Annotated in this window: 20 protein-coding genes and 1 pseudogene; 9 read left to right on the plus strand and 12 right to left on the minus strand. The window is 72.7% G+C overall.

Annotated features, from left to right (window positions below; translation table 11 throughout):
• Positions 1–17 precede the first annotated feature (17 nt).
• On the minus strand, positions 18–2,486 hold the full coding sequence (locus ACFWYM_RS06685) for a beta-glucosidase (protein WP_384830995.1): 2,469 nt from the start codon (positions 2,484–2,486) through the stop codon (positions 18–20).
• A 165-nt stretch (positions 2,487–2,651) separates the two neighbouring features.
• Between ACFWYM_RS06685 and ACFWYM_RS06690 the strand changes: the two genes are divergently transcribed.
• Positions 2,652–3,218: a TetR/AcrR family transcriptional regulator gene (locus ACFWYM_RS06690; RefSeq protein ID WP_384830997.1), complete on the plus strand. Its 567-nt coding sequence runs from the start codon at positions 2,652–2,654 to the stop codon at positions 3,216–3,218.
• Here ACFWYM_RS06690 and ACFWYM_RS06695 read toward each other — a convergent pair.
• Both ACFWYM_RS06695 and ACFWYM_RS06700 read right to left on the minus strand, forming a co-directional pair.
• Complete coding sequence (locus ACFWYM_RS06695; RefSeq protein WP_384831000.1) at positions 3,190–3,588, minus strand: RidA family protein; 399 nt, start codon at positions 3,586–3,588, stop codon at positions 3,190–3,192. The two genes, ACFWYM_RS06690 and ACFWYM_RS06695, sit on opposite strands and share 29 nt — an antisense overlap.
• On the minus strand, positions 3,585–4,430 hold the full coding sequence (locus tag ACFWYM_RS06700; RefSeq protein WP_384831003.1) for an NAD(P)-dependent oxidoreductase: 846 nt from the start codon (positions 4,428–4,430) through the stop codon (positions 3,585–3,587). Before ACFWYM_RS06700 ends, ACFWYM_RS06695 begins: the two co-directional genes overlap by 4 nt.
• A 49-nt stretch (positions 4,431–4,479) precedes the next feature.
• Here ACFWYM_RS06700 and ACFWYM_RS06705 point away from each other — a divergent pair, with 49 nt between their 5' ends.
• Positions 4,480–5,526, plus strand: coding sequence for a LysR family transcriptional regulator (locus ACFWYM_RS06705; protein ID WP_384831006.1), 1,047 nt, complete (start codon positions 4,480–4,482; stop codon positions 5,524–5,526).
• Here the strand turns inward: ACFWYM_RS06705 and ACFWYM_RS06710 are convergent.
• Positions 5,468–6,454 (minus strand): helix-turn-helix domain-containing protein, encoded by a 987-nt coding sequence (locus tag ACFWYM_RS06710; RefSeq protein WP_384831009.1) that lies wholly within the window; start codon positions 6,452–6,454, stop codon positions 5,468–5,470. The two genes, ACFWYM_RS06705 and ACFWYM_RS06710, sit on opposite strands and share 59 nt — an antisense overlap.
• Positions 6,455–6,539: 85 nt before the next feature.
• On the opposite strand from ACFWYM_RS06710, the gene ACFWYM_RS06715 reads away from it, so the two are divergent.
• Positions 6,540–7,460, plus strand: a complete 921-nt coding sequence (locus ACFWYM_RS06715; protein ID WP_384831012.1) for an NAD(P)-dependent oxidoreductase — start codon at positions 6,540–6,542, stop codon at positions 7,458–7,460.
• On the opposite strand, the gene ACFWYM_RS06720 is transcribed toward ACFWYM_RS06715, so the two are convergent.
• Entirely contained in the window at positions 7,424–8,038 is a 615-nt protein-coding gene (locus ACFWYM_RS06720) for a GNAT family N-acetyltransferase (RefSeq protein ID WP_384831015.1), read from the minus strand. The two genes, ACFWYM_RS06715 and ACFWYM_RS06720, sit on opposite strands and share 37 nt — an antisense overlap.
• A gap of 122 nt (positions 8,039–8,160) precedes the next feature.
• Between ACFWYM_RS06720 and ACFWYM_RS06725 the strand changes: the two genes are divergently transcribed.
• The gene (locus tag ACFWYM_RS06725; protein ID WP_384831017.1) at positions 8,161–9,495 is read left to right on the plus strand and encodes a pyroglutamyl peptidase; all 1,335 of its coding nucleotides are present in this window, start codon (positions 8,161–8,163) and stop codon (positions 9,493–9,495) included.
• On the opposite strand, the gene ACFWYM_RS06730 is transcribed toward ACFWYM_RS06725, so the two are convergent.
• On the minus strand, positions 9,392–10,231 hold the full coding sequence (locus ACFWYM_RS06730; protein WP_384831020.1) for an EI24 domain-containing protein: 840 nt from the start codon (positions 10,229–10,231) through the stop codon (positions 9,392–9,394). The genes ACFWYM_RS06725 and ACFWYM_RS06730 overlap by 104 nt on opposite strands.
• Positions 10,232–10,338: 107 nt before the next feature.
• Between ACFWYM_RS06730 and ACFWYM_RS06735 the strand changes: the two genes are divergently transcribed.
• Both ACFWYM_RS06735 and ACFWYM_RS06740 read left to right on the plus strand, forming a co-directional pair.
• Complete coding sequence (locus ACFWYM_RS06735; protein ID WP_384831023.1) at positions 10,339–12,933, plus strand: M14 family zinc carboxypeptidase; 2,595 nt, start codon at positions 10,339–10,341, stop codon at positions 12,931–12,933.
• A gap of 137 nt (positions 12,934–13,070) precedes the next feature.
• Complete coding sequence (locus tag ACFWYM_RS06740; RefSeq protein WP_384831025.1) at positions 13,071–14,231, plus strand: serine hydrolase domain-containing protein; 1,161 nt, start codon at positions 13,071–13,073, stop codon at positions 14,229–14,231.
• A 114-nt stretch (positions 14,232–14,345) separates the two neighbouring features.
• Here ACFWYM_RS06740 and ACFWYM_RS06745 read toward each other — a convergent pair whose 3' ends face one another.
• Both ACFWYM_RS06745 and ACFWYM_RS06750 read right to left on the minus strand, forming a co-directional pair.
• Positions 14,346–14,774, minus strand: coding sequence for an organic hydroperoxide resistance protein (locus tag ACFWYM_RS06745; protein ID WP_384831028.1), 429 nt, complete (start codon positions 14,772–14,774; stop codon positions 14,346–14,348).
• 153 nt (positions 14,775–14,927) lie between these two features.
• Positions 14,928–15,959, minus strand: a complete 1,032-nt coding sequence (locus ACFWYM_RS06750) for an NADP-dependent oxidoreductase (RefSeq protein WP_384831031.1) — start codon at positions 15,957–15,959, stop codon at positions 14,928–14,930.
• Between the two features lie 114 nt (positions 15,960–16,073).
• On the opposite strand from ACFWYM_RS06750, the gene ACFWYM_RS06755 reads away from it, so the two are divergent.
• Positions 16,074–16,535 (plus strand): MarR family winged helix-turn-helix transcriptional regulator, encoded by a 462-nt coding sequence (locus ACFWYM_RS06755; RefSeq protein ID WP_384831034.1) that lies wholly within the window; start codon positions 16,074–16,076, stop codon positions 16,533–16,535.
• 61 nt (positions 16,536–16,596) lie between these two features.
• Here ACFWYM_RS06755 and ACFWYM_RS06760 read toward each other — a convergent pair whose 3' ends face one another.
• From ACFWYM_RS06760 to ACFWYM_RS06775, 4 genes are all read right to left on the minus strand, one after another.
• Positions 16,597–17,298, minus strand: coding sequence for a hypothetical protein (locus tag ACFWYM_RS06760; RefSeq protein ID WP_384831037.1), 702 nt, complete (start codon positions 17,296–17,298; stop codon positions 16,597–16,599).
• A gap of 501 nt (positions 17,299–17,799) precedes the next feature.
• Positions 17,800–18,267, minus strand: coding sequence for an RICIN domain-containing protein (locus ACFWYM_RS06765; protein ID WP_384831040.1), 468 nt, complete (start codon positions 18,265–18,267; stop codon positions 17,800–17,802).
• Between the two features lie 289 nt (positions 18,268–18,556).
• Entirely contained in the window at positions 18,557–19,879 is a 1,323-nt protein-coding gene (locus ACFWYM_RS06770) for a helix-turn-helix domain-containing protein (protein WP_384831043.1), read from the minus strand.
• Between the two features lie 51 nt (positions 19,880–19,930).
• Positions 19,931–20,083, minus strand: a complete 153-nt coding sequence (locus tag ACFWYM_RS06775; protein ID WP_384831046.1) for a hypothetical protein — start codon at positions 20,081–20,083, stop codon at positions 19,931–19,933.
• A 217-nt stretch (positions 20,084–20,300) separates the two neighbouring features.
• Here ACFWYM_RS06775 and ACFWYM_RS06780 point away from each other — a divergent pair, with 217 nt between their 5' ends.
• Entirely contained in the window at positions 20,301–21,335 is a 1,035-nt protein-coding gene (locus ACFWYM_RS06780) for a DUF3068 domain-containing protein (protein WP_384831049.1), read from the plus strand.
• A gap of 303 nt (positions 21,336–21,638) precedes the next feature.
• A pseudogene (locus ACFWYM_RS06785) lies at positions 21,639–22,772 on the plus strand (glycosyltransferase family 4 protein); the annotation flags it as partial.
• Positions 22,773–23,042 lie beyond the last annotated feature (270 nt).

Here is a 23,042-nt window from a genome sequence, read left to right on the forward strand (position 1 = left end):
CGTGGTGTGGGAGGTCGTCAGACGGTGATCTCCGCGCTGAGGCGGCGGTCCGTGAGCGACCGGCCCGCCTCCACATGGTACGAACCCGCTTGGTGCGACCAGGAGTTGGCCTTCTCGTCCCAGATCTCGAAGGAGCGGTGCGGGAGTTCGAGGGTGAGCTCCGCGCTCTCGCCGGGTGCGGCCTCCACCGTGGCGAAGGCGGCCAGCCGGCGGGTCGGGCGGGTGGTGTCGGGGGTTGTCGGGGCCACGTAGAGCTGGACCACCTCGCGGCCCGGGCGCGTGCCCGAGTTGCGGACGGTGATGCGGGCCGTGGTGCCGACGACGGTCAGGGACTCGTACTCCCAGTCGGTGTAGCCGAGGCCGTGGCCGAAGGGGTACGTGGGGGTGGCGCCCGATCGGTCCCAGGCCCGGTAGCCGATGAACGTGTCCTCTGTGTAGGGGAGTTCGCCGTTCGTCGGGGTCACGTCGGTGACCGGGGCGTCCGTCAGGGTGCCCCACGTCGTGGGGAGGCGGCCGCCCGGTTCCGCCGCGCCGAGCAGCACGTCCGCGAGGGCCGCGCCGCCCTCCTGTCCGGGGAACCAGCCGAGCAGCACCGCCGCCACCTCGTCGCGCCACGGGAGCTCCACCGGGGAGCCGGAGTTGACGACGACGACCGTACGCGGGTTGGCGGCGGCCACCGCGCGCACGAGGTCGTCCTGGCGGCCGGGGAGGTGGAGGTCGGTGCGGTCGAAGCCCTCGGACTCGACGCGTTCGGTGGTGGCGACGACGACCACGGCCGTGTCCGCGGCGCGGGCGGCTTCCACCGCCTCGGCGATGAGTGCGTCGGCGTCGCGGCGCGGGCCGAGGTGGACGAAGGAGAACATGACGGCGGGCAGCGGCGGCGCGTACTCCTTGGCGAGGGTGTGGAGGAGCGAGACCTCGACCGGCCGCCCCTCGGTGAGGTCGACCCGGGCGCGCTCGGCGGAGGCGCCGAAGAAGGCTTCGAAGGGGTCGGCGTCCGGGCTCATGGCCTGGAATCCGTCGTAGTGGACCGTGCCGTCGACGGTCAGCCTGAAGGCGCCGAGGCCGCGGGTGCCGAAGGAGTGCGGGCCGCTCTCGCGCGGTGTGAACGTGCCGGTGACCTCGATGCTGTGCAGGGCCTCGTGGGTGACGCCGGCGGGCAGGTCGTCGCCGATCCACTGGACCTGGCCGGAGGGCAGGCTGCCGGTGCCGAGCACGGTGCCGGACTCGTCGCGGCAGACGGCGCGCAGCTCGAACCCCTTGTCGGCGGGGGTGAGTTCCTCGCTCGGGTCGGCGCCGACCGAGTAGCTGAGGGCGCCCTCGGGCAGCGCGGCGGTGAGGCCGTCGAGCGGGGAGACGACGCGGGCCGGGAAGACGGTGGCGGAGCCGCCGCCGAGGACGCGGGCATCGCGCGCGGCGGCACCGCTGAGCGCGATGGTGGCGGCGCCGTCCAGGGGCAGGGTCCCGCCCTCGTTGCGCACGAGGACGAAGGCGCGGCGGGCTATCTCGCGGGCCAGGGCCTCGCCGTCGATGTCCGCCGGGAGTTCGCCGACGACCGGCTCTGCGCCGTCGAGGATGCCGACGCGGGCGGCGAGGCGGAGGACGTTGCGGGCCGCCTCGTCGACCGTTGCCTCGGCGACCTGTCCGGCGCGCACGGCTTCGGCGAGCGGTTCGCCGTACACCGTCTGCGGGCCCGGCATGGCGACGTCGAGGCCGCCCTCGATGTCGCCGGTGGTGGAGCGGGCGGCCATCCAGTCGGAGACGTTGTAGCCGTCGAAGCCCCACTCGCCGCGCAGCACCTCGTTGACGAGGTAGCGGTGCTCGGTCATGGTCGTGCCGTTGACCTGGTTGTAGGCGGTCATGATGCCCCAGGGGTGGGCGTTCTCGACGATCGCTTCGAAGGGCGCCAAGTACAGCTCGCGCAGGGCGCGTTCGGAGACGAGGTTGTTCACGGTGAAGCGGTCGGTCTCGGCGTCGTTGGCGACGAAGTGCTTGACGGTCGTGCCGACGCCGCCGGACTGCACGCCCTGGACGTAGCCGCTGCCGATCTGCCCGGTCAGATACGGGTCTTCGCTGTACGCCTCGAAGTGGCGGCCGCCGAGCGGGGAGCGGTGCAGGTTGACGGTGGGCGCGAGCAGCACGTGGACGTGCTTGCGGCGGGCCTCCTGGGCGAGCAGCGCGCCTGCCCTGCGGGCGAGTCCGGGGTCCCAGGTGGCGGCGAGCGCGGTCGGGGACGGCAGCGCGATCGACGGGTCGTCGGCGGTCCAGCGCACGCCCCGGACGCCGACGGGGCCGTCCGACATCACGAGCGACTTCAGGCCGATCTCGGGCAGGGCGTGCAGCGACCACATGTCCCGGCCGCCGAGCAGCCGCGCCTTGGCGTCCAGGTCCAGCTTGCCGAGCGCGGCCTCGACCACGGCCTCGCGGGCGCGTTCGGCGTCCTGGTCGACCTGGGTGGGGCTGATTCCGGCACTGGTTACCGCCATGGCGGCGCCTCCTCGTTGAGTCCGTTCCGTGTCCCCGGTCCCTCCATCCTGCATCCGTTCCCTGTGAAGCGGTAGGTTTCGTTATCTCCTCGTAATATGAAGGTGGCGTACGGTCCTCCGAGCAGGGGCGGAGGCGGAACGGGGCGAAGGGAAGGGGCTCAGGGCATGGCTGCGGTGCGGGCACGGAGCGAGGAGCGGCGGGCGGAGATCCTGCGCGCGGCGCTCGAGGTGATCGCGGAGCGGGGCTACCGGGGCGCGAGCCTCGGGGCGGTCGCCGAGCGGGTCGGCCTCACACAGCAGGGCCTGCTGCACTACTTCCCCACCAAGGAGGCCCTCCTGGTCGCGGTCCTGGACGCGCGCGACCAGTGGGACGCGGTGCCGGGCGGCGAGCTCCGCCTGGACCTGCTCGGCTCCCTCGTCGAGTACAACGCGATGCGCCCCGGCATCGTGCAGACCTTCTCGGCCCTGCTCGGCGAGAGCGTCACGGACGGGCATCCGGCACGCGCGTTCTTCACCCGCCGCTACGAGACGGTGCGCGCGTCCTTCGCGGAGCTGCTGCGCGCCGAGTACGGGGACCGGCTGCCCGGGGGCCTGACCCCGGAGGCGGCGGCGCCGCTCCTGACGGCCGTGATGGACGGGCTCCAGTACCAGTGGCTGCTCGACCCCGAGTCGGTGGACATGCCCGGGGCCTTCGCGGACTTCCTCAAGCTGATTGCCCCGCAGGAGAGTTGACGGCCGCGACCACGTCGATCTCGATGAGGGCCCCGGGCCGGAAGAGGCGCGGCACCTCCACGGTGGTGCTCGTCGGCGGGGTGCCGGTGAGGTAGCGGGTGCGGACCGCGGCGTAGGCGGGCAGGGCCGTGATGTCGGTCAGGAACGTGCGGATGTTGATGATGTCGTCGAGGGTCGCGCCGTGCGCGGCGAGGAGCGCGCGCAGCGCCTCGAAGACGCCGCGGCTCTGGGCGGCGACGTCGGCGCCCTCGGCGATCTGGCCGGACACGTACAACAGGACGCCGCCGTCGCCGAGTTGGACGCGGGCCACCTGGGAGTAGGGGCCGAGGGGTGCGGGGGCGGTGGCGGGGTTGTCGAGGGTGACGTTCACGGGGACCGCCTCTCCTGTTCGTGGCTCTTGCCCGGGTGGCGGCGGATGCGGGTGACGGCGTGGGCGATGTCCTCGTGGACGACGGCGGGGTCGGCGGCGGCCGCCTCGAAGTGGGCCAACACCGCTTCCATCGCCGGGAGTTCGGTGGTCCCCGTGGCCAGGGCGACGTCCTTGACGGCGAGGTCGCTGCCGAAGTGGACGTCGGTGGCGAAGGCACGGGCGACGGCGCCGCCGAGGGGGCCCCTGGCGAGGGCGTCCCGGGCGGTGGACTCGTCGAGGCCGAGCGCGTCGGCGAGCCGCATGGCCTCGGCGACCAGGGCGACGCCGCCGATCACCGCGGTGTTCACGACGAGCTTGAGGGCGGCGCCGGAACCGAGCGCCCCGGTGCGGGTGACGGGCCCGAAGCGCGACAGGACGGGCACGACGGCGTCGGCGTCGCCACCCGCGAGGACGCCGAGGGCGCCCGCCTCCGCCTTGTCGGTGCTGCCCATCACGGGGGCGTCGACGAGGGTCACGCCGGCCGGCATGCGGGCGCCCAGCTCCCGTACGGCATCGGGGCCCACGGTGGACATCTCGGCCCAGTGCACGCCGGGCCGCAGCAGCGGCAGGATGGCGTCGGCGACGGCGCGGACGGCCTGCGGACCGGCGAGCATGGTGATGACGACGTCGGCGTCGCGCACGGCGTCGGCGGGGTCTGCGGCGACCCGCGCGCCCTGGGCGGCGAGCGGTCCGGCCTTGGCCGCGGTGCGGTTCCACACCGTCAACGGGTGTCCGGCGGCGAGGAGTTGGCGGGCCATGGGCGCGCCCATGTGACCGAGCCCCAGGAAGGCGATCTTCTTCATGGCCTCGACGTTAGGCCCAGGGAAGGCATGCGACAAGCGAGTGTCTAGCATGTCAGCCATGCAGATATCGCACACCTCGCCCGATGTCTCCACCCTCTGGCTGCGCGTCTTCCTGGACGTGGCCCGGCACGGCTCGTTCACCCGGGCGGCGCGGGACCTCTCCCTGACCCAGTCCGCGGTGTCGCGCCAAGTCGCCTCGCTGGAGGCGGCGTTCGGCGGTGCGCCCCTCTTCGACCGGGAGGCGCGCGGCGTACGGCTCACCGCGCACGGGCGGACGCTGCTCCCGTACGCGGAGACGGTCGTCTCCCAACTGGCGGGAGCGGGACGGGCGTTGGCGGAGCTGGACGAGGTGCACGGCGGCACCCTGCGCCTGGGGGCGTTCGCGACGGCGGACGCGGGCCTGGTGCCACGGGCCCTCGCCGCGTTCCGGGAGCGCCACCCCGGGGTGACGGTGACCAGGGAGGAGGGTCTGACGCCGAGGCTGCTGGCCCGGGTGGCGGAGGGGGCGCTGGACGTGGCGGTGGTGTCCACGACGGGCGGCGCGCTCACGGACGCCGCCGCCTGCGATCTGAGTCATCTCCTCGACGAGGCGCTGTATGTGGCGGTGCCCGCCGGGCACCCGCTGGCCGGGCGGGCGGAGGTGGGCCTCGCCGAACTCGCTGACGAGGACTGGGTGTCCGGCAGCGCGCAGGCCGAGGGCACCCTGCTGGACGCGGCGCTGCGGCACGGCTTCCGGCCCCGGGTCGCGCATGTGGTGGCGGAGTGGACGGCGAAGCTGGGGTACGTCGCGGCGGGCCTGGGCGTGACCCTGGTGCCGACGCTCGCGGCGGGTGCGGCGCGCCCGGACCTGGCCCTGGTCCGCGTACGGGACGAGGGGGCGCCCGCGCGGGCGGTGTACGCGGCGACGCCGAGGGGCCGGGCGGCGCCTCCTTCGCTGGGCCCGTTCCTCACGGCGCTGCGGGAGGCGCTGCCCGGGCTGGCGGCGACCGGGCGGACGGGTTCCGGACGGGCGGGCTCCGGACGGGCGGGCTCCGGGCTCACGACTGCTTCGGGAAGGCCCTCCGGTACGCGCCGGGCGAGACGCCGACCTGCTTGAGGAAGTGGTGGCGGAGGTTGTTGGCCGTGCCGAGTCCGCTGAGCTCGGCGACCTTCTCGACGGGCAAGTCCGTTGCCTCCAGGAGGGATTGGGCCCGGCCGAGGCGCTGGCCCAGCAGCCAGCGCAGCGGCGTCGTCCCCGTGGCGGCCCGCAGCCGCCGGTGGAAGGTCCGCGGGCTCAGGGCGGCACGCCGCGCGAGGTCGGTCACGGTCAGCGGCTCGTCGAGGCGCTCCCTGGCCCATTCCAGTACGGGCCCCAGGCCCGCGTCGTCCGTGGCGGGCACCGACAGGTCGACGAACTGCGCCTGGCCGCCGGTGCGGTGGGCGGGCACCACCATGCGGCGGGCCAGCTGGTTGGCGACGTGTGCGCCGAGGTCGCGGCGGACCAGGTGAAGGCAGAGGTCGAGCCCGGCGCTGAGTCCGGCGCTGGTGAGGACGTCGCCGTCGTCGACGTACAGGACCGAGTCGTCGACCGTCACCTTCGGGTAGCGGGCGGCGAGTTGGGCGGTGTGCATCCAGTGGGCGGTGGCCCGGCGTCCGTCGAGCAGCCCCGCCTCGGCGAGGGCGAAGGCTCCCGTGCACAGGGAGACCATGCGGGCGCCCCCGTCATGGGCCGCGCGCAGCGCGTCGGCGAGGCCGGGCGGCAGCGGCTCCCCGTCCTCCACGCAGGGGTCGGGCACGGAGGTGACGATGACGGTGTCGGCGCCGGTCAGCCCTTCGAGGCCGAAGGGGGTGCGCAGGGACAGCCCGAAGTCGCCGTCGCCGGGCCCGCGTTCACCGGTGGCGCACAGCATCATGTCGTACCAGCGCTCCACGAGGTCGGGCTGTGGCTTTCCGAACACCGTGAAGGGAATGCTCAGTTCGTACAGGTCCCAGGAGGGGACCCCGATCTCGGCCGGGACGACGACGGCGACGGTACCTGCGCTCATGCGTCCGAGGCTATGGCAGGAATTTGGTGGCCGCCGTCATCCCTGTCACTGTCGTGCGCTGCGCCGCGCTGCGAACGTGATCTTCATGAACGCGAAGCACACGCAGCAGAAGCAGGCGGCCGGGACCCCCACGGACCGCACGAACGTCACTGTCATCGGCCTCGGCGCCATGGGCTCGGCCCTGGCCTGCGCCCTCCTGGACGCCGGCCACCCCACCACTGTCTGGAACCGCACCCCGCAGAAGGCCAAACCGCTCGCCGACCGCGGTGCTCTCGTGGCAGCCACCCCCGAGGAGGCCGTCGCAGCAGGCGAGTTGATCGTGGCCTGCGTCCTGGACTACGACGCGCTGCGCACCGTCCTCGCCCCGGCGGCCGAGGCGGGCACGCTCACCGGAAAGACCCTGGTGAACCTGACGTCGGGCTCGCCGGAGCAGGCCGGCGAGATGGCCGCGTGGGCGGGTGCGCACGGGGCGGAGTACGTCGACGGCGGCATCATGACGACGCCGCCGGGTGTCGGCAGCCCCGAGATGATGTTCCTCTACAGCGGCTCGGAGGCGGCGTTCACCGCGCACCGCCCGCTGCTGAGCGCGCTCGGCGACCCGCTGTACCTGGGCACGGAACCGGGCCTGGCCTCCCTCTACGACGCGGCGCTGCTGGGCCTGATGTGGGCGACGTTCACGGGCTGGCTGCACGGGACGGCGCTGGTGGGCGCGGAGGGGACGGCCGCGACGGACTTCACGTCGGTCGCGCTGCGCTGGCTGCGGGGCGCGGTCTCCGGCTTCCTGACGACGTACGCGCCCCAGGTGGACGCGGGCCGCTACCCGGGCGACGACGCCACGGTCGACGTGCAGATCGCGGCGATCGGCCACCTCATCCACGCGGCGGCCGGGCGCGGCATCGACAACGCGCTGCCGGAGCTGCTCAAGTCGACGATGGAGCGGGCGAGTTCGGCGGGGCACGGGAACGACAGCTACGCGAGCGTGATCGAGGTGCTGCGGCGGACGTGAAGGTGCCCCTCCGCCGGGAACAGGGGCGGGAAGGGCGGCAGGACGGAGTCGAGGGTGTAGCCGCACTTCCGGGCCACCGCGCACGAGGCGTGGTTGGCGACGGAGTGGAGGAGTTCGAGGCGGTCGGGGGGCGTCGGAAGACGTGAGCCGAAGGCCCAGCGGGAGGCGGCGTCGAGGGCACGGGCGGCGATGCCGCGCCCGCGCGCCTCGGGGGCGACCCAGTACCCCACTTCGGAGGCGGCGCCGGGCCGGGTGCGATCGGGCTCGACCCGGACAGCGACATGCCCCAGGGGCCGCCCCTCGCCTGCGGCACCCTCACTCCGCCCGCCCGCTCCCCCTGTCTGCTCCACCACGGCGAAGCTGAAGCACGCCCCGTTGACGCGCCCCGCCTCCTGCTCCTCGATCCACCGCAGGGCGTCCTCCTCCCCCTCCAGCCCCGTCACCATCCACCGCCGCAGCTGCGGATCCCGGTGAGCCGCCACGAGCGCCCCCACGTCGTCGGGGCGCCAGGGGCGCAGGGTCAGGCCGGGGGCGGAGGGGGTGGGGTCGACGTGCAGGGTGAGGGTGGCGGGGGTCATGGGAGGGCTCCTTCGTCCGAACAGGCACCGTAGCGCGAGTCCCTCTGGGCGCCCGATACTTCCTCCACCTCACCCGTTACGGAAGGAACCACGTGACAAGGACCCGCGTGACAAGGACCCGCGTGCGTGCGCGACTTGGTGTGTTCGGTGTTGTCGGTGCCCTCGTCGTGGGGGTGGGAGTGGGAGCCGGAGTGGGGAGTGGGGGGACTGCTGTTGCTGTCGAGCGGGGTGGGGAGAGGGTGGCTGCCGGGCCCACCGTCGAGGAGCAGCGGCTCGACCGGGCCGCTCCGCAGGAGATATTGCGGCGCAGTGGGTTCGACGGCCTCGCGCCCGCGTTCGGGCGTGCGTTGGACGAGGCACGGTCGTACGGGGAGGCCGAACGTGTCGTCGTACGGCATGGGTCCGCTCTGTGGCGGCGGGCCGTCGCGCGGGTGCAGGGGCGGGGGCCCGCCGGTGGGGATCTGGGTCGTGATGACGACCGGCCGCTGTACTGGGCCCGGCTCGGGATGACCCGTGCTCTGCGGGGCTGGGAGCCGCCACGTGGTGAGCGCCTCAGCGAGGGTCGACGCGCCGCGCTGATGCGGAAGTTGGAGGCTGCGTCGCGCGGGCAGGGAGACGTGCGTTACCCGGGTCGTCACCAGGTCAAGCGGATCCTCGTGACCGGTTTCGATCCCTTCACCCTCGACCGTGACATCCGCATCAGCAACCCCTCCGGCGCCACCGCCCTCGCCCTCGACGGGACCACCGTCCAGACCCCCGGCGGGCCCGCCCGGGTGGAGGCCGTCGTGTTCCCCGTGCGCTGGGACGACTTCGCCGACGGGGCCGTGGAGCGGGCCCTGCGGAGGCAGTTGCCGCGCGTCGATCTCTTCACCACCATCAGCCAGGGGCGCGTGGGGCGGTTCGACGTCGAGCGGAACAACGGGGCCTGGCGGGGCGGGTTCCCCGACAATGAGAACCTCTCGCGTACGGGGACCGTTCCGGTCGGCCGCCCGGACACACAGCCTCAGTGGACCGTGACCACCCTGCCGTACAAGGAGATCGTCCAAGCCGGTACCGGGCGGTTTCCCGTGTATGACAACACCAACGTGACCGAGGTTCCCGCCGGGGAGACCGAGCCCGTCGTCCGGCCCGGTGGGCCCACCGAGGGGTCGGCCGCCCGGGAAGGCGGTGGCGGGAACTACCTCTCCAATGAGATCGCCTATCGGGCCACGCTGTTGCGGGACCGGCTCGGGCTGCATGACCGGCTGCCCGGGGGCCATGTGCACACGCCCGTGCTGCAGTTCGGCGCCGGGAACACCGACCCGGCCACCGGGACCGTCACCGATCCCGAGTTCGTGCGGAACCGGCTCGACATCATCCGGCAGGTGAAGGGGATCCTGGCTGTGGCGGCCGGGGCGCCGGAGTCGCGTCGGACTCCGGCTCAGGGTCCGGGGACGGTTCGGACTCCGGCTCCGTAGGCTCCCCCACCAGGTCCCGCGCCATCAGCGTCGCCCCCGCCACCGCCCCCGGCATCAGGAACACCGCCACGAACGGCACCAGGAACGCGAGGGCGAGGGGCGTGCCGAAGCCCCACGCCAGGGTCTTGCGGGCGCGCAACAGGGCGAGGCGCTCGCGGAGTTGGACGTCGCGGCGCTGGAGTGCCACCGCCGTGAGCTCCTCCACCAGGAAGAAGCCCGTGACGCAGAAGCCGACGGCCGGGACCACCGTCTGCCCGGCCACCGGGATGAAGCCGAGGGCGAAGAGCAGGACGCCCCACAGCGCCGCCCGCACCAGGATCCGCAGGCTGTCCCGCGCGGAGATCCACAGGTCCCGCCAGAGCGGCAGGCCCGACTCGGGCGCCGTGCCCGAGATCGAGACGTCGACCTTCTCCGACAGCGACTCGTAGAAGGGCTGGCCGATCAGCAGCGTCACCGCCGTGAACGTCACCACCGACAACAGCAGCGCCAGCGCGAAGAGAAGCGCGGTGAGGAAGCCGCGGAAGAGGCCGAGCCACGGCGCGGACCAGTCGTCGGCGAACGGGGTCGCCCAGCCCACCAGGTCGGCGCCCCAGAGCGCGAGGGCGACGAGCGCGGCCGCGTACAGGACAAGGGTGATCAATCCGGGCAGCAGGCCCCAGCCGTACTGCTTTCCGTGCTGGGCGACCCAGCGCTGTCCCTTCACCAGGTAGCCGAAGCCCCGTCGCAGATCACGCATGCGGCACACCCTATCCGCAGGCCATGTGCGGGGCCGGGGCCCTCTTGTTGCGCGGGAGTTGAACCGGTAGACCACGCGTACCGATCTTCCGTGTCCCGGAGGTACGCATGCGAATATCCCGGCCCATAAGACCCGGCCGACCCGCACTGATCACCACCCTCGCCGCCACCGGCGCCCTCCTCCTCGCGCCGCTCGCCGCGCCCGCCGCAGCCGAGCACGACGGCCCGGGGCGGTCGGCCGCCCACCGCGAAGGCGCCCCGCGTGACGCTCCCGACCGCGCCGCCACCGCGCCCGAGGCGGCCGCCGACCGGGCCCTCTCCGCCCAGGACGGCACGGCCCAGGACGGCACGGCCGAGGACAGGCTCGGCTACCCCCGCCACGACCCCCTCGAACGCGTCCCCGCCGATCCGGCCGACAAGTCGATCAAGCTGGGCCTCACCCCGTACCACGGCATCGCCCCGAAGCTGGAGGCCCTGCGGAAGCTGAGCGACCGGGTCAGCGTCGAGGTGGCCGGGCGGTCGGCGGGCGGGCATCAGCTGTATCTCGTCACCGTCACCGCCCCGGAGTCCGCCCGGGAGACGGCCCGGCAGGAGCGGATGCGGGAGCTCATCGAGAACCATCCCGCCACGGCCGCGAAGGACCCCGCCGTCAAGGCGCACTACAAGACGCCCGTCTTCATCAACAACAACATCCACGGGGACGAGTGGGAGGGCACCGATGCCGCCCTCGAGCTCGTCGAGGACCTGGCCCGGGCCAAGGACCGGAAGACCGCGACGCTGCTCGGCCGCAATCGCGTCTACCTCAACATCACCACCAACCCCGACGGGCGCATCGCCGGGACCCGCGAGAACGCCAACGGCTTCGATCTCAACCGCGACTTCATCACCGCCTCCCAGCCCGAGGACCGCGCGATCCGGCGCATCGCCGTCGGCAAGCAGCCCGCCGTCATGATCGACCTGCACGGGTACGTCAACGGGACGCTCATCGAGCCGACGACGCCGCCCCACGGGGAGAACTACGAGTACGACCTCTTCCTCAAGAACGCCTACGCCAACGCCCTCGGCATGGAGTCCGCCGTCAACGGGCTCGGATACACGGAGGAGAAGGACGGGGTGAAGCCCGCCGTCATCCCCTTCCGGGACCAGAAGGAAGGGTGGGACGACTGGCCGCCGGTCTTCACGCCGCAGTACATGCCGTTCCACGGCGCGGTCGCCGCGCACACCATCGAGTTCCCGATGCAGGTCAACGGCGACGAGTACGACAGCCGGCCGGCGAGCGAGCTGCGGCGGCGCTCCGCCATCAACGTGGACATCGCGGGCGCGGCCATGCGGGCCACCCTCAACTACACCGACGCGCACCGGCGTTCCGTCATCGGCGACCAGATCGAGGTGTTCCGGCGGGGCTCCGCCGGAGCCGCGCAGGTGCCCGTGTCGGAGGAGACCGTGCCGGGGGTGCCGGGGATCGGGCCCGAGGACGTGTACACGACCCGCTTCCCCCGGGCGTACGTCATTCCGGCCCGCGGAAGGAGTCAGCGGTCGAGCGCCGCGGCCGCCCGGCTCGTCGACCACCTCCTCGCCAATGACGTCCGCGTGCGGCGCGCCACCCATGACTTCCGGCTCGGCGGACGCGCGTACGCCAAGGGCTCGTACGTCGTCGACATGCACCAGCCCAAGCGCGGCATCGCCAATGTGATGCTCGCCGACGGGCGCGACATCAGCGACAAGGTCTCGACGATGTACGACATCTCGGGGTGGAGCCTCGGGCGGCTGTGGGGCGCGAGCGTCGCGGAGGTCCGGTCCGGCTCCCCGGCGCGGGTGCCCTCGCGTGCGGTGTCGGCCGCCACCCGGGTCGGGTACGTCGCGCCGCGCGGCGATCTGCGGCTGCGGCTCTCCGATCCGAGGGAGATCGCCGCACTCAACGAGCTTCTGGAGGAGGGGATTTCGGTACGCCGGGCCGCTGACGGAAGCGCCGTCGTGCCCGGGTCGGCCCGGGACGCCGTACGGGCGGTGGCGACGAGGTACGACGTCTCCTTCGACGCGACGAAGAAGCGGGGCGGCGCCCCGCTGCACCGCGTCAGGGTCGCCGCCGCCGTCACGCCCGGCGAGCTCTTCGCGCTGCGCGAGATGAACTTCGACGTGGTGCCGGTCTCCACTGACATCCTCAACTCAGGCTTCGACTGGGGGACTTCGGGTGTGGGCGCGCTGTTCGTGTCGGCCGGGCTCGACCACGGCAAGCTCACCGGGCGGGCGCGCTCCGGGCTCGACGGCTTCCTCAAGGGCGGCGGCACCCTCGTCGGGCGCGGCGCGGGCGGTGCGGCGCTCAACGCCGATGCGAAGCTGCTCGCGGCGAAGGCCGTCGAGGGGAACGGCGACGCCAACGGGGTGGTGCGGCTGACCAACGCGGGCGGCACCGTCACCGGGGACGCACCCGCGTACGGCTTCGTCTACGCGCCCGTGTGGTTCACGGACCTCGGACCGGGCGTGCGCACCGACCAGTCGTACGGGACCGGGAATCCGCTCGTGTCCGGGCACTGGCGCGCCCTCGACGACGGCAGCGGCGGTCCGGGCGCGGCGGCCGGTCAGGCGTCGGTGGTCAGCGGCTCCGCCGGGGGCGCGAAGGTCGTCCTGTTCGGCACGGAACCGCTCTTCCGCGACCATCCGAAGGGGGAATTCGCCCAGGTGGGGCGGGCCCTGCTGGGGTGAGGGCGGGCCTTGCCGGGCCGAGCGGGGAGTCGGGCCGGGCGCCGGGCAGGCAGTCGGGCCGGGCGCCGGTCCGGGCGCCGGTCCGGCGGGCGGCCGGGCGCGGGAATGCCGTCCGGGCCCGGCGCCGTTGCCCCGTCATGACGCGTGAAATCACCATCCAGGGAACCGTCGCCAAGGGGTACGAGTCCGTCCGGGACGCCTTCACCTCCGTTCTCGCCGGCGAACAGCCCGAGTACGCGGGGCAGTTGGCCGCCTATGTGCGCGGGCGGCAGGTCGTCGACCTGTGGGTCGGGCCCGACACCGACGGGGACACCCTCTACGGCGTCTACTCCTCCACGAAGGGCGCCGCGTATCTCGTCGCGGCGCTCCTCGTGCAGGACGGGAGGCTCGACCTGGACCGCGAAGTAGCGTACTACTGGCCGGAGTTCGCCGCCGAGGGCAAGGGCGGGGTGACGGTGCGCGAGCTGCTCGCGCACCGGGCCGGGGTCGTCGGCGTGCCGGGCGGGTTCGGCCCGGAGGAGATCACCGACGACCGGGCGATCGCCGCGCGGCTCGCGGGGCAGCGGCCCTACTGGCGGCCGGGCAGCACCTTCGGCTACCACGCCCTGACCATGGGCGCCCTCGTCGGCGAGCTGGTGTTCCGGGCCTCCGGCGGGCACACCCTCCAGGAGATCTTCGAGGAGCGGGTGCGGGCGCCGCACGCGCTCGACGTCCACCTGGGGCTGCCGGAGACGGAGGAGCCGCGCTTCCACTCCGTGCTGCCGATGGCGCCGAACCCCGAGCAGCGGGCCCTGCTCGACTCCCTGCCCGAGGCGCCGCACAGCCTGCTCTCCATCGCCTTCAACGGCAACGGCGCGCACCCGACGGACATCGAGTCGTTCCCCAACTCCCGTGCGGTGCGGGCGAACGGGCCCGCCTCCGTGGGCGGCGTCGCGTCCGCGCGGGGGCTCGCCCGGATGTACGCGGCGCTCTCCACCGGCATCGAGTCCGGGCCACCGCTGCTCACCGCCGACACGCTCGGCGCCTTCGGGCAGATCCACTCCATCGGGCACGACGTCGTCGCGAACACCCACAAAGCCTTCGCGGTCGGCTTCCAGGCGACGTCCGAGTGCTGGTACCCGTTCCTGGGCGCCGGCTCCGTCGGGCACAGCGGCGCGGGCGGTTCGCAGGCGTTCGCGGATCCGAGCAGCGGCGTCGCCTACGGGTACACGCGCCGCCGGTACGCGTTCCCGGGCGGCGCGGCCGTGGAGAACGAGCGGCTCGCGCTGGCCGTGCACCGGGCGGCGCTGAGCGCCTGACACCCGAGGCACTGAGCGCCTGGCCCCCGAGAACAGCCACGGGGAAACGCACGAGGGCCGCACTCCGCCGAGTGCGGCCCTCGATCGCGATGCGCGATGCGCGTTGCGCGGGGATCAGGCCACGGACAGCTCGACCTTGATGTTGCCGCGCGTGGCGTTCGAGTACGGGCACACCTGGTGCGCCTTCTCGACGAGGGACTGGGCGGTGGCCGCGTCCACGGTCGGGATGGAGGCGGAGATCGCGACCTCCAGGCCGAAGCCGCCCTCCTCGTTCTGGCCGATGCCGACCTTGGCGGTGACGGTCGAGCCGGAGATGTCGACCTTCTCCTTGCGGGCGACGACACCGAGGGCGCCCTGGAAGCAGGCGCTGTAGCCGGCGGCGAAGAGCTGCTCGGGGTTGGTGCCCGCGCCGGAGCCGCCCATCTCCTTCGGCGGGTTGACGACGACGTCGAGCTTGCCGTCGTCGCTGGCTACGCGGCCGTCACGGCCGTTCTCGGCGGTGGCGACGGCGGTGTACTTGACGTCGATCTTCTGGATGGACATAAGTGCCGATTCCTCCTGAGATGCGCCGCCGCTGCGCGCCCACAGCGACGACTTTGTGGAAGTAGGTTATCGGATGCCGGAAGAGGCGTCCGGGGGCCGGGGTACGGGGTGCGGGGGCCGGGGGTGCGGGGGCCGGGGTGCGGCCGAGGCGGCTCAGGCCAGGGAGACGATCATCTTCCCCGTGTTCTGGCCGCGCAGCATCCCGAGGAAGGCGTCCACGCCGCTCTCGATGCCCTCGCGATACGTCTCGTGGAACTTGAGCTCGCCCGAGGCCACCAGAGCCCCGACCTCGCGCACGAACTCCGGCTGCAGCGCCGCGTGGTCCCCGACGAGCACGCCCTGGAGGCGCAGCCGCTTGCCGATGATCATGGCCATGTTGCGGGGGCCGGGCGTCGGCTCGGTGTCGTTGTAGCCCGCGATCATGCCGCAGATGGTGGCCCGGCCGTGCACGTTCATGCGGCTGATGGCGGCTTCGAGGTGCTCGCCGCCGACGTTGTCGAAGTAGACGTCGATGCCGTCGGGCGCGACCTCCTTGAGCTGCTCGACGACCGGCCTGGGGTCCTTGTAGTTGAACGCCGCGTCGAAGCCGTACTCCTCCACCAGCAGCTTGACCTTCTCGTCCGAGCCCGCCGAGCCGACGACGCGGGACGCGCCCTTGAGCTTGGCCAGCTGGCCGACCTGGCTGCCGACGGCGCCGGCCGCGCCGGAGACGAAGACCGCGTCGCCCTCCTTGAAGGACGCGACCTCGAAGAGGCCCGCGTACGCCGTCAGGCCGGTCATGCCGAGGACGCCGAGGTAGGCGGTGAGCGGCACCAGCGAGGCGTCGACCTTCTTCGCGCCACGGGCCGGGACGTCGGCGTACTCGCGCCAGCCGAGGCCGTGCAGGACGTGGTCGCCGACCGCGAAGCCCGCCGCGTTCGACGCGACGACCTCGCCGACCGCGCCGCCGTCCATGGGCCGGTCGAGCTGGAAGGGCGGGATGTACGACTTCACGTCGTTCATGCGGCCGCGCATGTACGGGTCCACGGAGAAGTGCAGGTTCCGGACGAGGATGCGGCCCTCCTCCGGCGCGGCGACGGGGGCCTCGCGCAGGGCGAAGTCCTCCGGGACCGGCCAGCCGTTCGGCCGCCGGACCAGGTGCCATTCCCGGCTGACGGTCGGGAGCTGCGGAGAGGTGGCTGACATCCGGGGTCCTCCTGCGGTTCAGATCCTCGGGGCGGATCGAGATTGTTTCAGGTAGTGAAACAACCATGCTCCTAGATATTTCATGTTGTCAAGTAAACCGGTAGCCTGGATCCCATGACCGAAAGCAGCCCGCGCCACCCCGCACCCCGCACCGATCCGCTGACGCTCGAAGTCGTCGAGCTGATCGGCACGGTCGTGGCGCGCTACTACGAGGAGTACGAGGAGGCGGCGGGCCGGCACTCGCTGACCGGGGCGCAGGCCCGGGTCCTCGGGCTGCTCTCGCTGGAGCCGATGCCGATGCGGCGGATAGCGCAGAAGCTGAAGTGCGAGCCGTCGAACGTGACGGGGATCGTGGACCGGCTCGAGTCCCGCGGCCTCGTCGAGCGCCGCCCCGACCCCGCCGACCGGCGCGTGAAGCTCGCCGCGCCCACGCCCGAGGGGACGAAGGTCGCGCGCAGCCTGCGCGAGTCCCTGAACTTCGCCCGCGAGCCGCTCGCGGAACTGTCGCGGGAGGAGCGGCTGTCGCTGCGGGGGCTGTTGCGGCGGATGCTGGGTGAGGACTCCTCGGAGGGGTAACTCGCGCTTCGAGTACGAGAGTTCGTGCACCCCTTCGTATACGAGAGTTCGTGTACGGGAGTTACGTGCACCACCACAGGAAGCGGTCGCAGGTCTCTGTGGGCGTGGGCTTCGGGGTGGGCTTCGGCTTCGATGTGGTCGGCGGGGGCGCGGGGCGCGTCGTGGCGGGGGTGGTGCTCCCCGGGGACGTCGTGGCGGGGTCGGCGGGGCCGTCACCGCCCGGCTCCTCCGTCTCCGCTCCGCCCTTCGCGCTCTTGTCCTTCGCCTTGCCCTTGCCCTTGTCCTTGAGCCTGTCCTCGTCCGTGTTCTTCGCGTCCTCGACCTGGGTCCCGGGGACCGACGACGAGGGGCGCACGGGCGTGGTGGGGGCCGTGGGCGACGAGGGTGCGGCGTCCGTGCCCTCCGGCACGTCGGCCGAGGGCTCCGCGTCCGGCTCCGACGCCGCCTTCGGATCCTCGGACGGGCCTTCCGTGGCGAGTTCGGCGAGGCTCAGGCCGCCCGCCGCGAGGGCCAGGCCCGCGGTGGCGAGCAGGATCTTGTGACGGCGACGCCGGTGGGCCCTGCGCCGCCGGTCCCGCCCCCGGTCCCGCCCCCGGCCCCGTGCGCGCGGCGCCTCGTCCGCGTACGGGTCCTCGGCGCCCTCCGGCTCCACCCGCGCGGCGACCGACTCCGCGTACTCACGGCAGGCTTCCGCCGGGGTTCCGCACCCCGGGCAGGTGAGGGCGCCGTTGAGGTGCCTGCGGCACGGGTGGCAGTAGTCCATGAGGCTTGGAGGCTAGGTGGCGCGGTGGTCACAGAGGTAGGTGTGGCTGTGAATGTTGTGTGGGGAAGCGGGGGTTCCGGGGCGCTTTCCCTTTCCCCAGTCCCGCCCCTTCCTGAAACCGCCGACTCCGTCGGCCCTGGGGCACCCTGATCGCCGCTGACGCGGCTCGTCCTCAAGCGCCGGACGGGCTATCCCTATGGGCGGGTGGGCCGGCGCTTGAGGACGAGGCCGTCCAGGCCGGTCGGGGGTCTAAGCGGTTGGGGTGAAGTTTGCTGCTGATCCCTGGGCACAGGTTCGTTGACGGGGCAGGGCCTGGTCCACTGCAGTGCCGATGCCGTCGAGGCCGGTGTGGGCGTGGCGGGTGCTCTCGTACTCGGATGGGCCCCAGACGGGTTCGATGTCGTCGATTTCGGGGCTGCCGGGGCCCCGGCAGCGCTGGCGCCAAGCGGAGCGGACGGACTCCGGTGTACGTCCGCTCTGGCGTTCCGTCCGGGCCGTGGGCTACCAGTCGGTGTCAGGGATGGCTTCGAGCTGGAACAACTGGTTGTCGACGTCCTTGTGGGGCCACTGGAGAATGCGGGCGCCGTCGCCCGTGGACCCGCCCGCCACGTCCAGGTACTGGCCGCTGTGCTTGACCAGGATCCGGAATGCGCCGTCGGGCTGGGGCTCGAAGCGGAACTTCTCGTTGTCGGTGCCGATCTGCTTCCACTGGATGAGACCGGCCCCCTCCTTCTTCGAGACGTCCTCGATGCCCAGGGTCTTGCCGCTGTGCTTGGCGACGATGCGGTAGTAGCCGTCGTCCGTCGGTTCCAGGGTGAACTTCTCGTTGCTGTTGTGCCCCCGCTCGAACTGGATCACATGGGCCCCGTTAGCGGTGGACGCCTCGCCCACGCACACGACCAGGCCGCTGTGCTTGGCGATGATCCGTGTACGGGTCGGGATCTCAGTGGACTGCGCATCACTCGGCATACGAATGCACTCTCCTTTACGACGCATCACGGCACACGACGGCGAAGCCCTTATCGAAGGGGCGCCGCCACCTCACTGCGGCAGGACGCTAGGACCCGCCGGCCACACCGGCCAGAGCACCCTTACGGCCATGGCCGATACCCGCTTCCCTTCCGCGGCCGCGCCCCGAACTGAGCGCGTTCATACACCCACTACGTCGACACAATTCCGAGAGGGATCAGCAGCAGACTTGCCCGAGGCCGCTTAGGGGCGAAGCCCCAGGAAGGGCGCCCCCGAAGGGAAGGGGGGGTCACACCCGGCCCAGTTCTCCGCGCAACCGCCGCGCCCTCAGCACCAGTTCGAGCTCGAAGCGGCGGTCCGGGTCGTCCACCTCGTCGCCCCAGAGCTCGCGGATCTGGCGCAGGCGGTAGCGCACCGTCTGGGGGTGGACGCCCAGGCGGGCCGCCACCTCGGGGGCGCCGCCGCGGGTCTCCAGCCAGGCGAGCAGGGTCTCGGCCAGGCGGCGGCCGTGGGCGGGGCCGCAGTGGGTGAGGGGGGCGAGGCAGCGGCGGGCCAGGTCCTCGATGAGCTCCTCGGGCTGGAGCAGGACGAGGGCTTCCGTGTGCTCGGTGCAGTGCAGGACCTCGCCCGACGGCAGCAGCCCCCGCTCCATCAGGCGGACCGCGGCCTGGGCCCAGCGCAGCGACTTGGCCGCGTCGGCGAGCGGCACCGGCGGGCCGATCGCGCCCGACCAGCCCGCCATCGCCCGGCGCAGCAGTTCGGGGCGGCCCGCCGCCTCGGGCTCGGGCACGACCATGCGGGGCTGTTCCGTCTCCATGTCCAGGAGGACGCCCTCGCCGACGGCGGGGGCGACGGACTCGCGCGCGGGGCGCAACAGGACGCCGACGGCGACCCGTTCGGGCAGCGTCCAGCCGACCCGCGCGGCCCGCTCGACGAGGGAGTTCGAGTTCTCCGCCGGGGTGGCGCGGGTGGTGCGGGCGGTGCGGCTGTAGTCGGCTCGGGGGGCGACGGCGTCCCGTACCGCCTCCGGGCCCCGCTCGGCCAGGAGCAGCTCCATCAACTTCCGCTGCAGCCGCAGCCGTTCGCCCGCCTGCCGGGCCGCCGCCTCGGCGTAGCCGCGTACGGACTGGTCGACCAGGCCGTCGAGGTACTCGAAGCCGGACTCGGCGAGCTCGTACATCGCGGGCGGCGGGATCTCTATCTCCTGGCCGATCTCGGCGAGGCGCCGCCAGGCCAGGCGCACGCCGAGCCGGTAGATCGCCTGGAGCGAGTCGAGGCTGCGGCCGTGCAGCCCCTCGCCGCGGCCGAACTCCTGGAAGACCTCCGGGTGGTAGCGGGGGCGGCCCTCGGCGGAGGCGAGCTGCTGGACGAAGCCCTCCAGGGCGCGCCGTATCCCGATGAGCGCCATCGGCTCGCCGGAGTCGTCGAGGACGACGGGGAGGCCGGGGTACTCGGCGCGGATCTCCCGGAGGATGTCCTGGGCGAGCGCGGGCACCTCCTCCAGGGCGAGCGCCGCGAACCGCCGTACCAGGCGGGGCGGTACGTCACGCCAGGCGGAGCGGGCGGGCAGGCCGCCGCCCGGGACCCGCCCGGGGTGCGATACGGAAGGCATGCTTTCGGTCGTTTGAGTCGCTTGGGTCTCGGAGACGGCCATGGGCACCACTCACTGTCCGCGCGGCGGGGTCTCGTAGTGCACCAGTGGGGTGTTGGGCTGGTCAGGCGTGGCGTTGAGCGCGGCGACGATGCCGAGGGCGGCGCCCACGGCGAGGGCCGCGCCGAGGGCGGCGGTCAGTGTGGCGGCGAGCAGTCTGTGCATCGCAGGGTCAGCCTCTCTGCTGGAGGTCCGTCCCCACCCTGGTCACACGGAACCCGGGGGCCGCACAAGCCCTTGTCCCATGGGTCCCGCTCTTTGGCTCACCGGCCCCGCCCGGCAAGTGCCCAGTGTCGACAACGCATTGACACTCCGTCAAGGGTGCGCATACGGTTCGCGGCCGATACGGCTCAGTAACACTTCTCCGAACAGAGGTGCCCTGATGCGCCGCACAGCCTCCCCGCTTTCCTTGATCCTCACAGGTCTTGGGGTCTTCCTCCTCGTGCTGGCCGCGATGCTGGCCTGGTACGTGGAGCCGCACGCCAAGCGCACCCCGATCAACATCGACGTGACCACCGTCTTCAAGGGCAAGGGCAGCTACTTCGACACCGAGAAGATCAAGACCGTACACAATCAGAACCTCACCGTGACCCGGCAGGTCAGGGGCGATGTGAAGGACAGCGACAAGAGCGGGAAGGCCGTCTGGGACGTCTCCACGTCGGTCGACCCGGACAAGTCGCTGCCCGCCGCCGACCCGCACGACTCGCTGCAGTGGACCCTGGAGCGCTGGGTCACCGACCGGAAGACCAACGCGCCGGTGCACTGCTGCGGCGAGGAGCCGTACTTCGAGGGCGAGGCGTACCTGAAGTTCCCCTTCGACGTGGAGAAGCGCTCCTACCGCTGGTGGGACAACACCCTCGGCGCGACGGTGCCGTTGACGTACCGCGGCAAGAAGAAGATCCAGGGGTACGAGGGCCTGCGCTTCACCGCGACCGTGAAGGCCACCAAGACGGGCACCCGGCAGGTGCCGGGCCGCATGGTCGGGCTGAAGAAGAGCCAGGTGATCGCGGACGAGTACTACGCCAACCACGGCATCGAGCTCGTCGCCGACCAGCGCACGGGCCGGATCATCTACGCCGCGATCGGGCCCCGCAAGACGCTGCGCGCACCCGGCTCGAAGAAGGACTCCACGGTGCTGCTCGACAGCGAGCGGATCGCGTTCACGCCGAAGACGCAGCGGGACCAGGTCGACCTCGCCGACACCGACAGCACGAAGCTCAAGCTGGTCGGCACGACGCTGCCCATCGGGGCGGGCGCCCTGGGGCTGCTCCTGACCGTCGCGGGCCTCGTCCTCGTCGTGCGGGGGCGGCCCGAGCGCAGCGGTGACGGGGGTGGCGGACGGCACCGGGAGGGGGCGGAGCCGGGGAGTCCGAATCCTGATACGTCCCCAACCGCCCTGCAACACACCACGATGTGATGAGACGTCAGCTCGAACAAGCCCGGAAATTGTCATCTCCGTGAGTAGCCGCGCCCTGCCGCGCGGCGAAAACTGTCCAACCCCACCCACGCACAGTCCCCGCACAGCCACAGCACGGTACCTCCGCAACAGTCCCCCGCAGTTCCGCAGTCCGGCAGTACCGCAGTCCGGCAGTACCGAGTTCGGCAGTCCCGCTATTCCGCAGTCCCGCTCGTTCCGCGCGACGCACCACCGCCCGATCCCCCCACGCACCACCCGCCCGACCCCCCACAGTTCCGCACCCTGAGACGAGTTGGAGCACGCATGCCCCAGCACGTACCTTCCTCGCTGCGCGACACGTCCCCTCGGGTCGCACAGCACCCTCCGGCGCGTCCCCCACATCCGCGCCGGATCGTTTTTCTCGCCCGCCGCGACCTCGGCAACCCGGCCGCGGGCGGCTCCGAGCTCCTCGTCGACCAGCTCGCCGGCGGGCTTACTCAACTCGGCCATCAAGTAACGCTGTTGTGCGGTGGTCCCGCCGCCTACCGCGACTACCGCGTCGTCTCGGCGGGCGGCGACTCCGGGCACTATCTGCGCGCCCGGTCCGCCTTCGCCCGCCAGGTCGGCGACTGCGACCTGCTGGTCGAGGTCTGCAACGGCATGCCGTACCTGGCGCCGCTCTGGCACCGGGGGCCCACCCTGTGCCTGGTCAACCACGTCCACACCGACCTCTGGGGCATGCGCTTCCAGGGGCCGCTCGCCCCGGCGGCCCGGCTCGGCCGCAAGCTGGAGCACTGGGCGCTGTCCGGCGCGCAGCGCGACAACCTCCTGGTCGCCGTGTCCCCCTCCACGGCAACCGCCCTGCGGGACCTGGGAGTCGAGCGGGAACGTATCCGCATCGTCCACAACGGCGTCGAGGAGCCGGGCCCGCTGCACCCCCGCTCGGACGAGCCCCTGTTCCTCGCGATGGGGCGGCTCGTCGAGTACAAGCGCATCGACCTGCTGCTGCGCCTGTGGGAGCGCGTCAGACCCGTCACGGGCGGCCGCCTGGTGATCGTGGGAGACGGCCCCGAGCGCGGGCGGCTCGAACAACTCGCCGGTCCCGGCGTGGAGTTCAGAGGCCATGTCCCGGAGGCGGAGAAGCACCGGCTGCTGTGTGAGGCGTGGCTGCTGCTGCACCCCTCGGCGGTGGAGGGCTGGGGCCTGGTGGTCACGGAGGCGGCGGCCCGGGCGACGCCCACGATCGGCTTCGACGTGCCGGGCCTGCGGGACTCCGTCGAGGACGGCGTGACCGGTCTCCTCGCCCGCGGCGAGAGCTCCTTCGCCGCGGCCTGGTGCACGCTGGCGCTCAGCACGGAGCGCAGAGAGAACTTCGGCAAGGCGGCCTGCGAACACGCGGCCCGCTTCCGCTGGGCGCACACCGTACGGCAGTTCAGGGCGGCGGCGGTGGAGGCGGTGGAGCGCCACGAGGCGGCCGCCGCCGGGCCTGAGGCCGAGCGAGGGCGCGGGCGTCGCGGGCGGGGCACGGACGCAGCCGCCACCGCCGTGGGCAGGCGTCCCGCTCTGTGGGGCCCGCCCCACAGAGAGCCCACGTCGCCGGGCGTGCAGGGCTCGAAGCCCAGCCGGCCGAAGGCTGGGCAGCCCCCGTCGCCGGGTGCGCATGACGCACAGTCCGGCCGGCCGGAGGCCGGGGCGCCCGAAGCCGATTCCCCAGGCGGGAGCCGCCAA

It is taken from the genome of Streptomyces sp. NPDC059009 (assembly GCF_042740175.1).
In the GTDB taxonomy this organism is placed as follows: domain Bacteria; phylum Actinomycetota; class Actinomycetes; order Streptomycetales; family Streptomycetaceae; genus Streptomyces.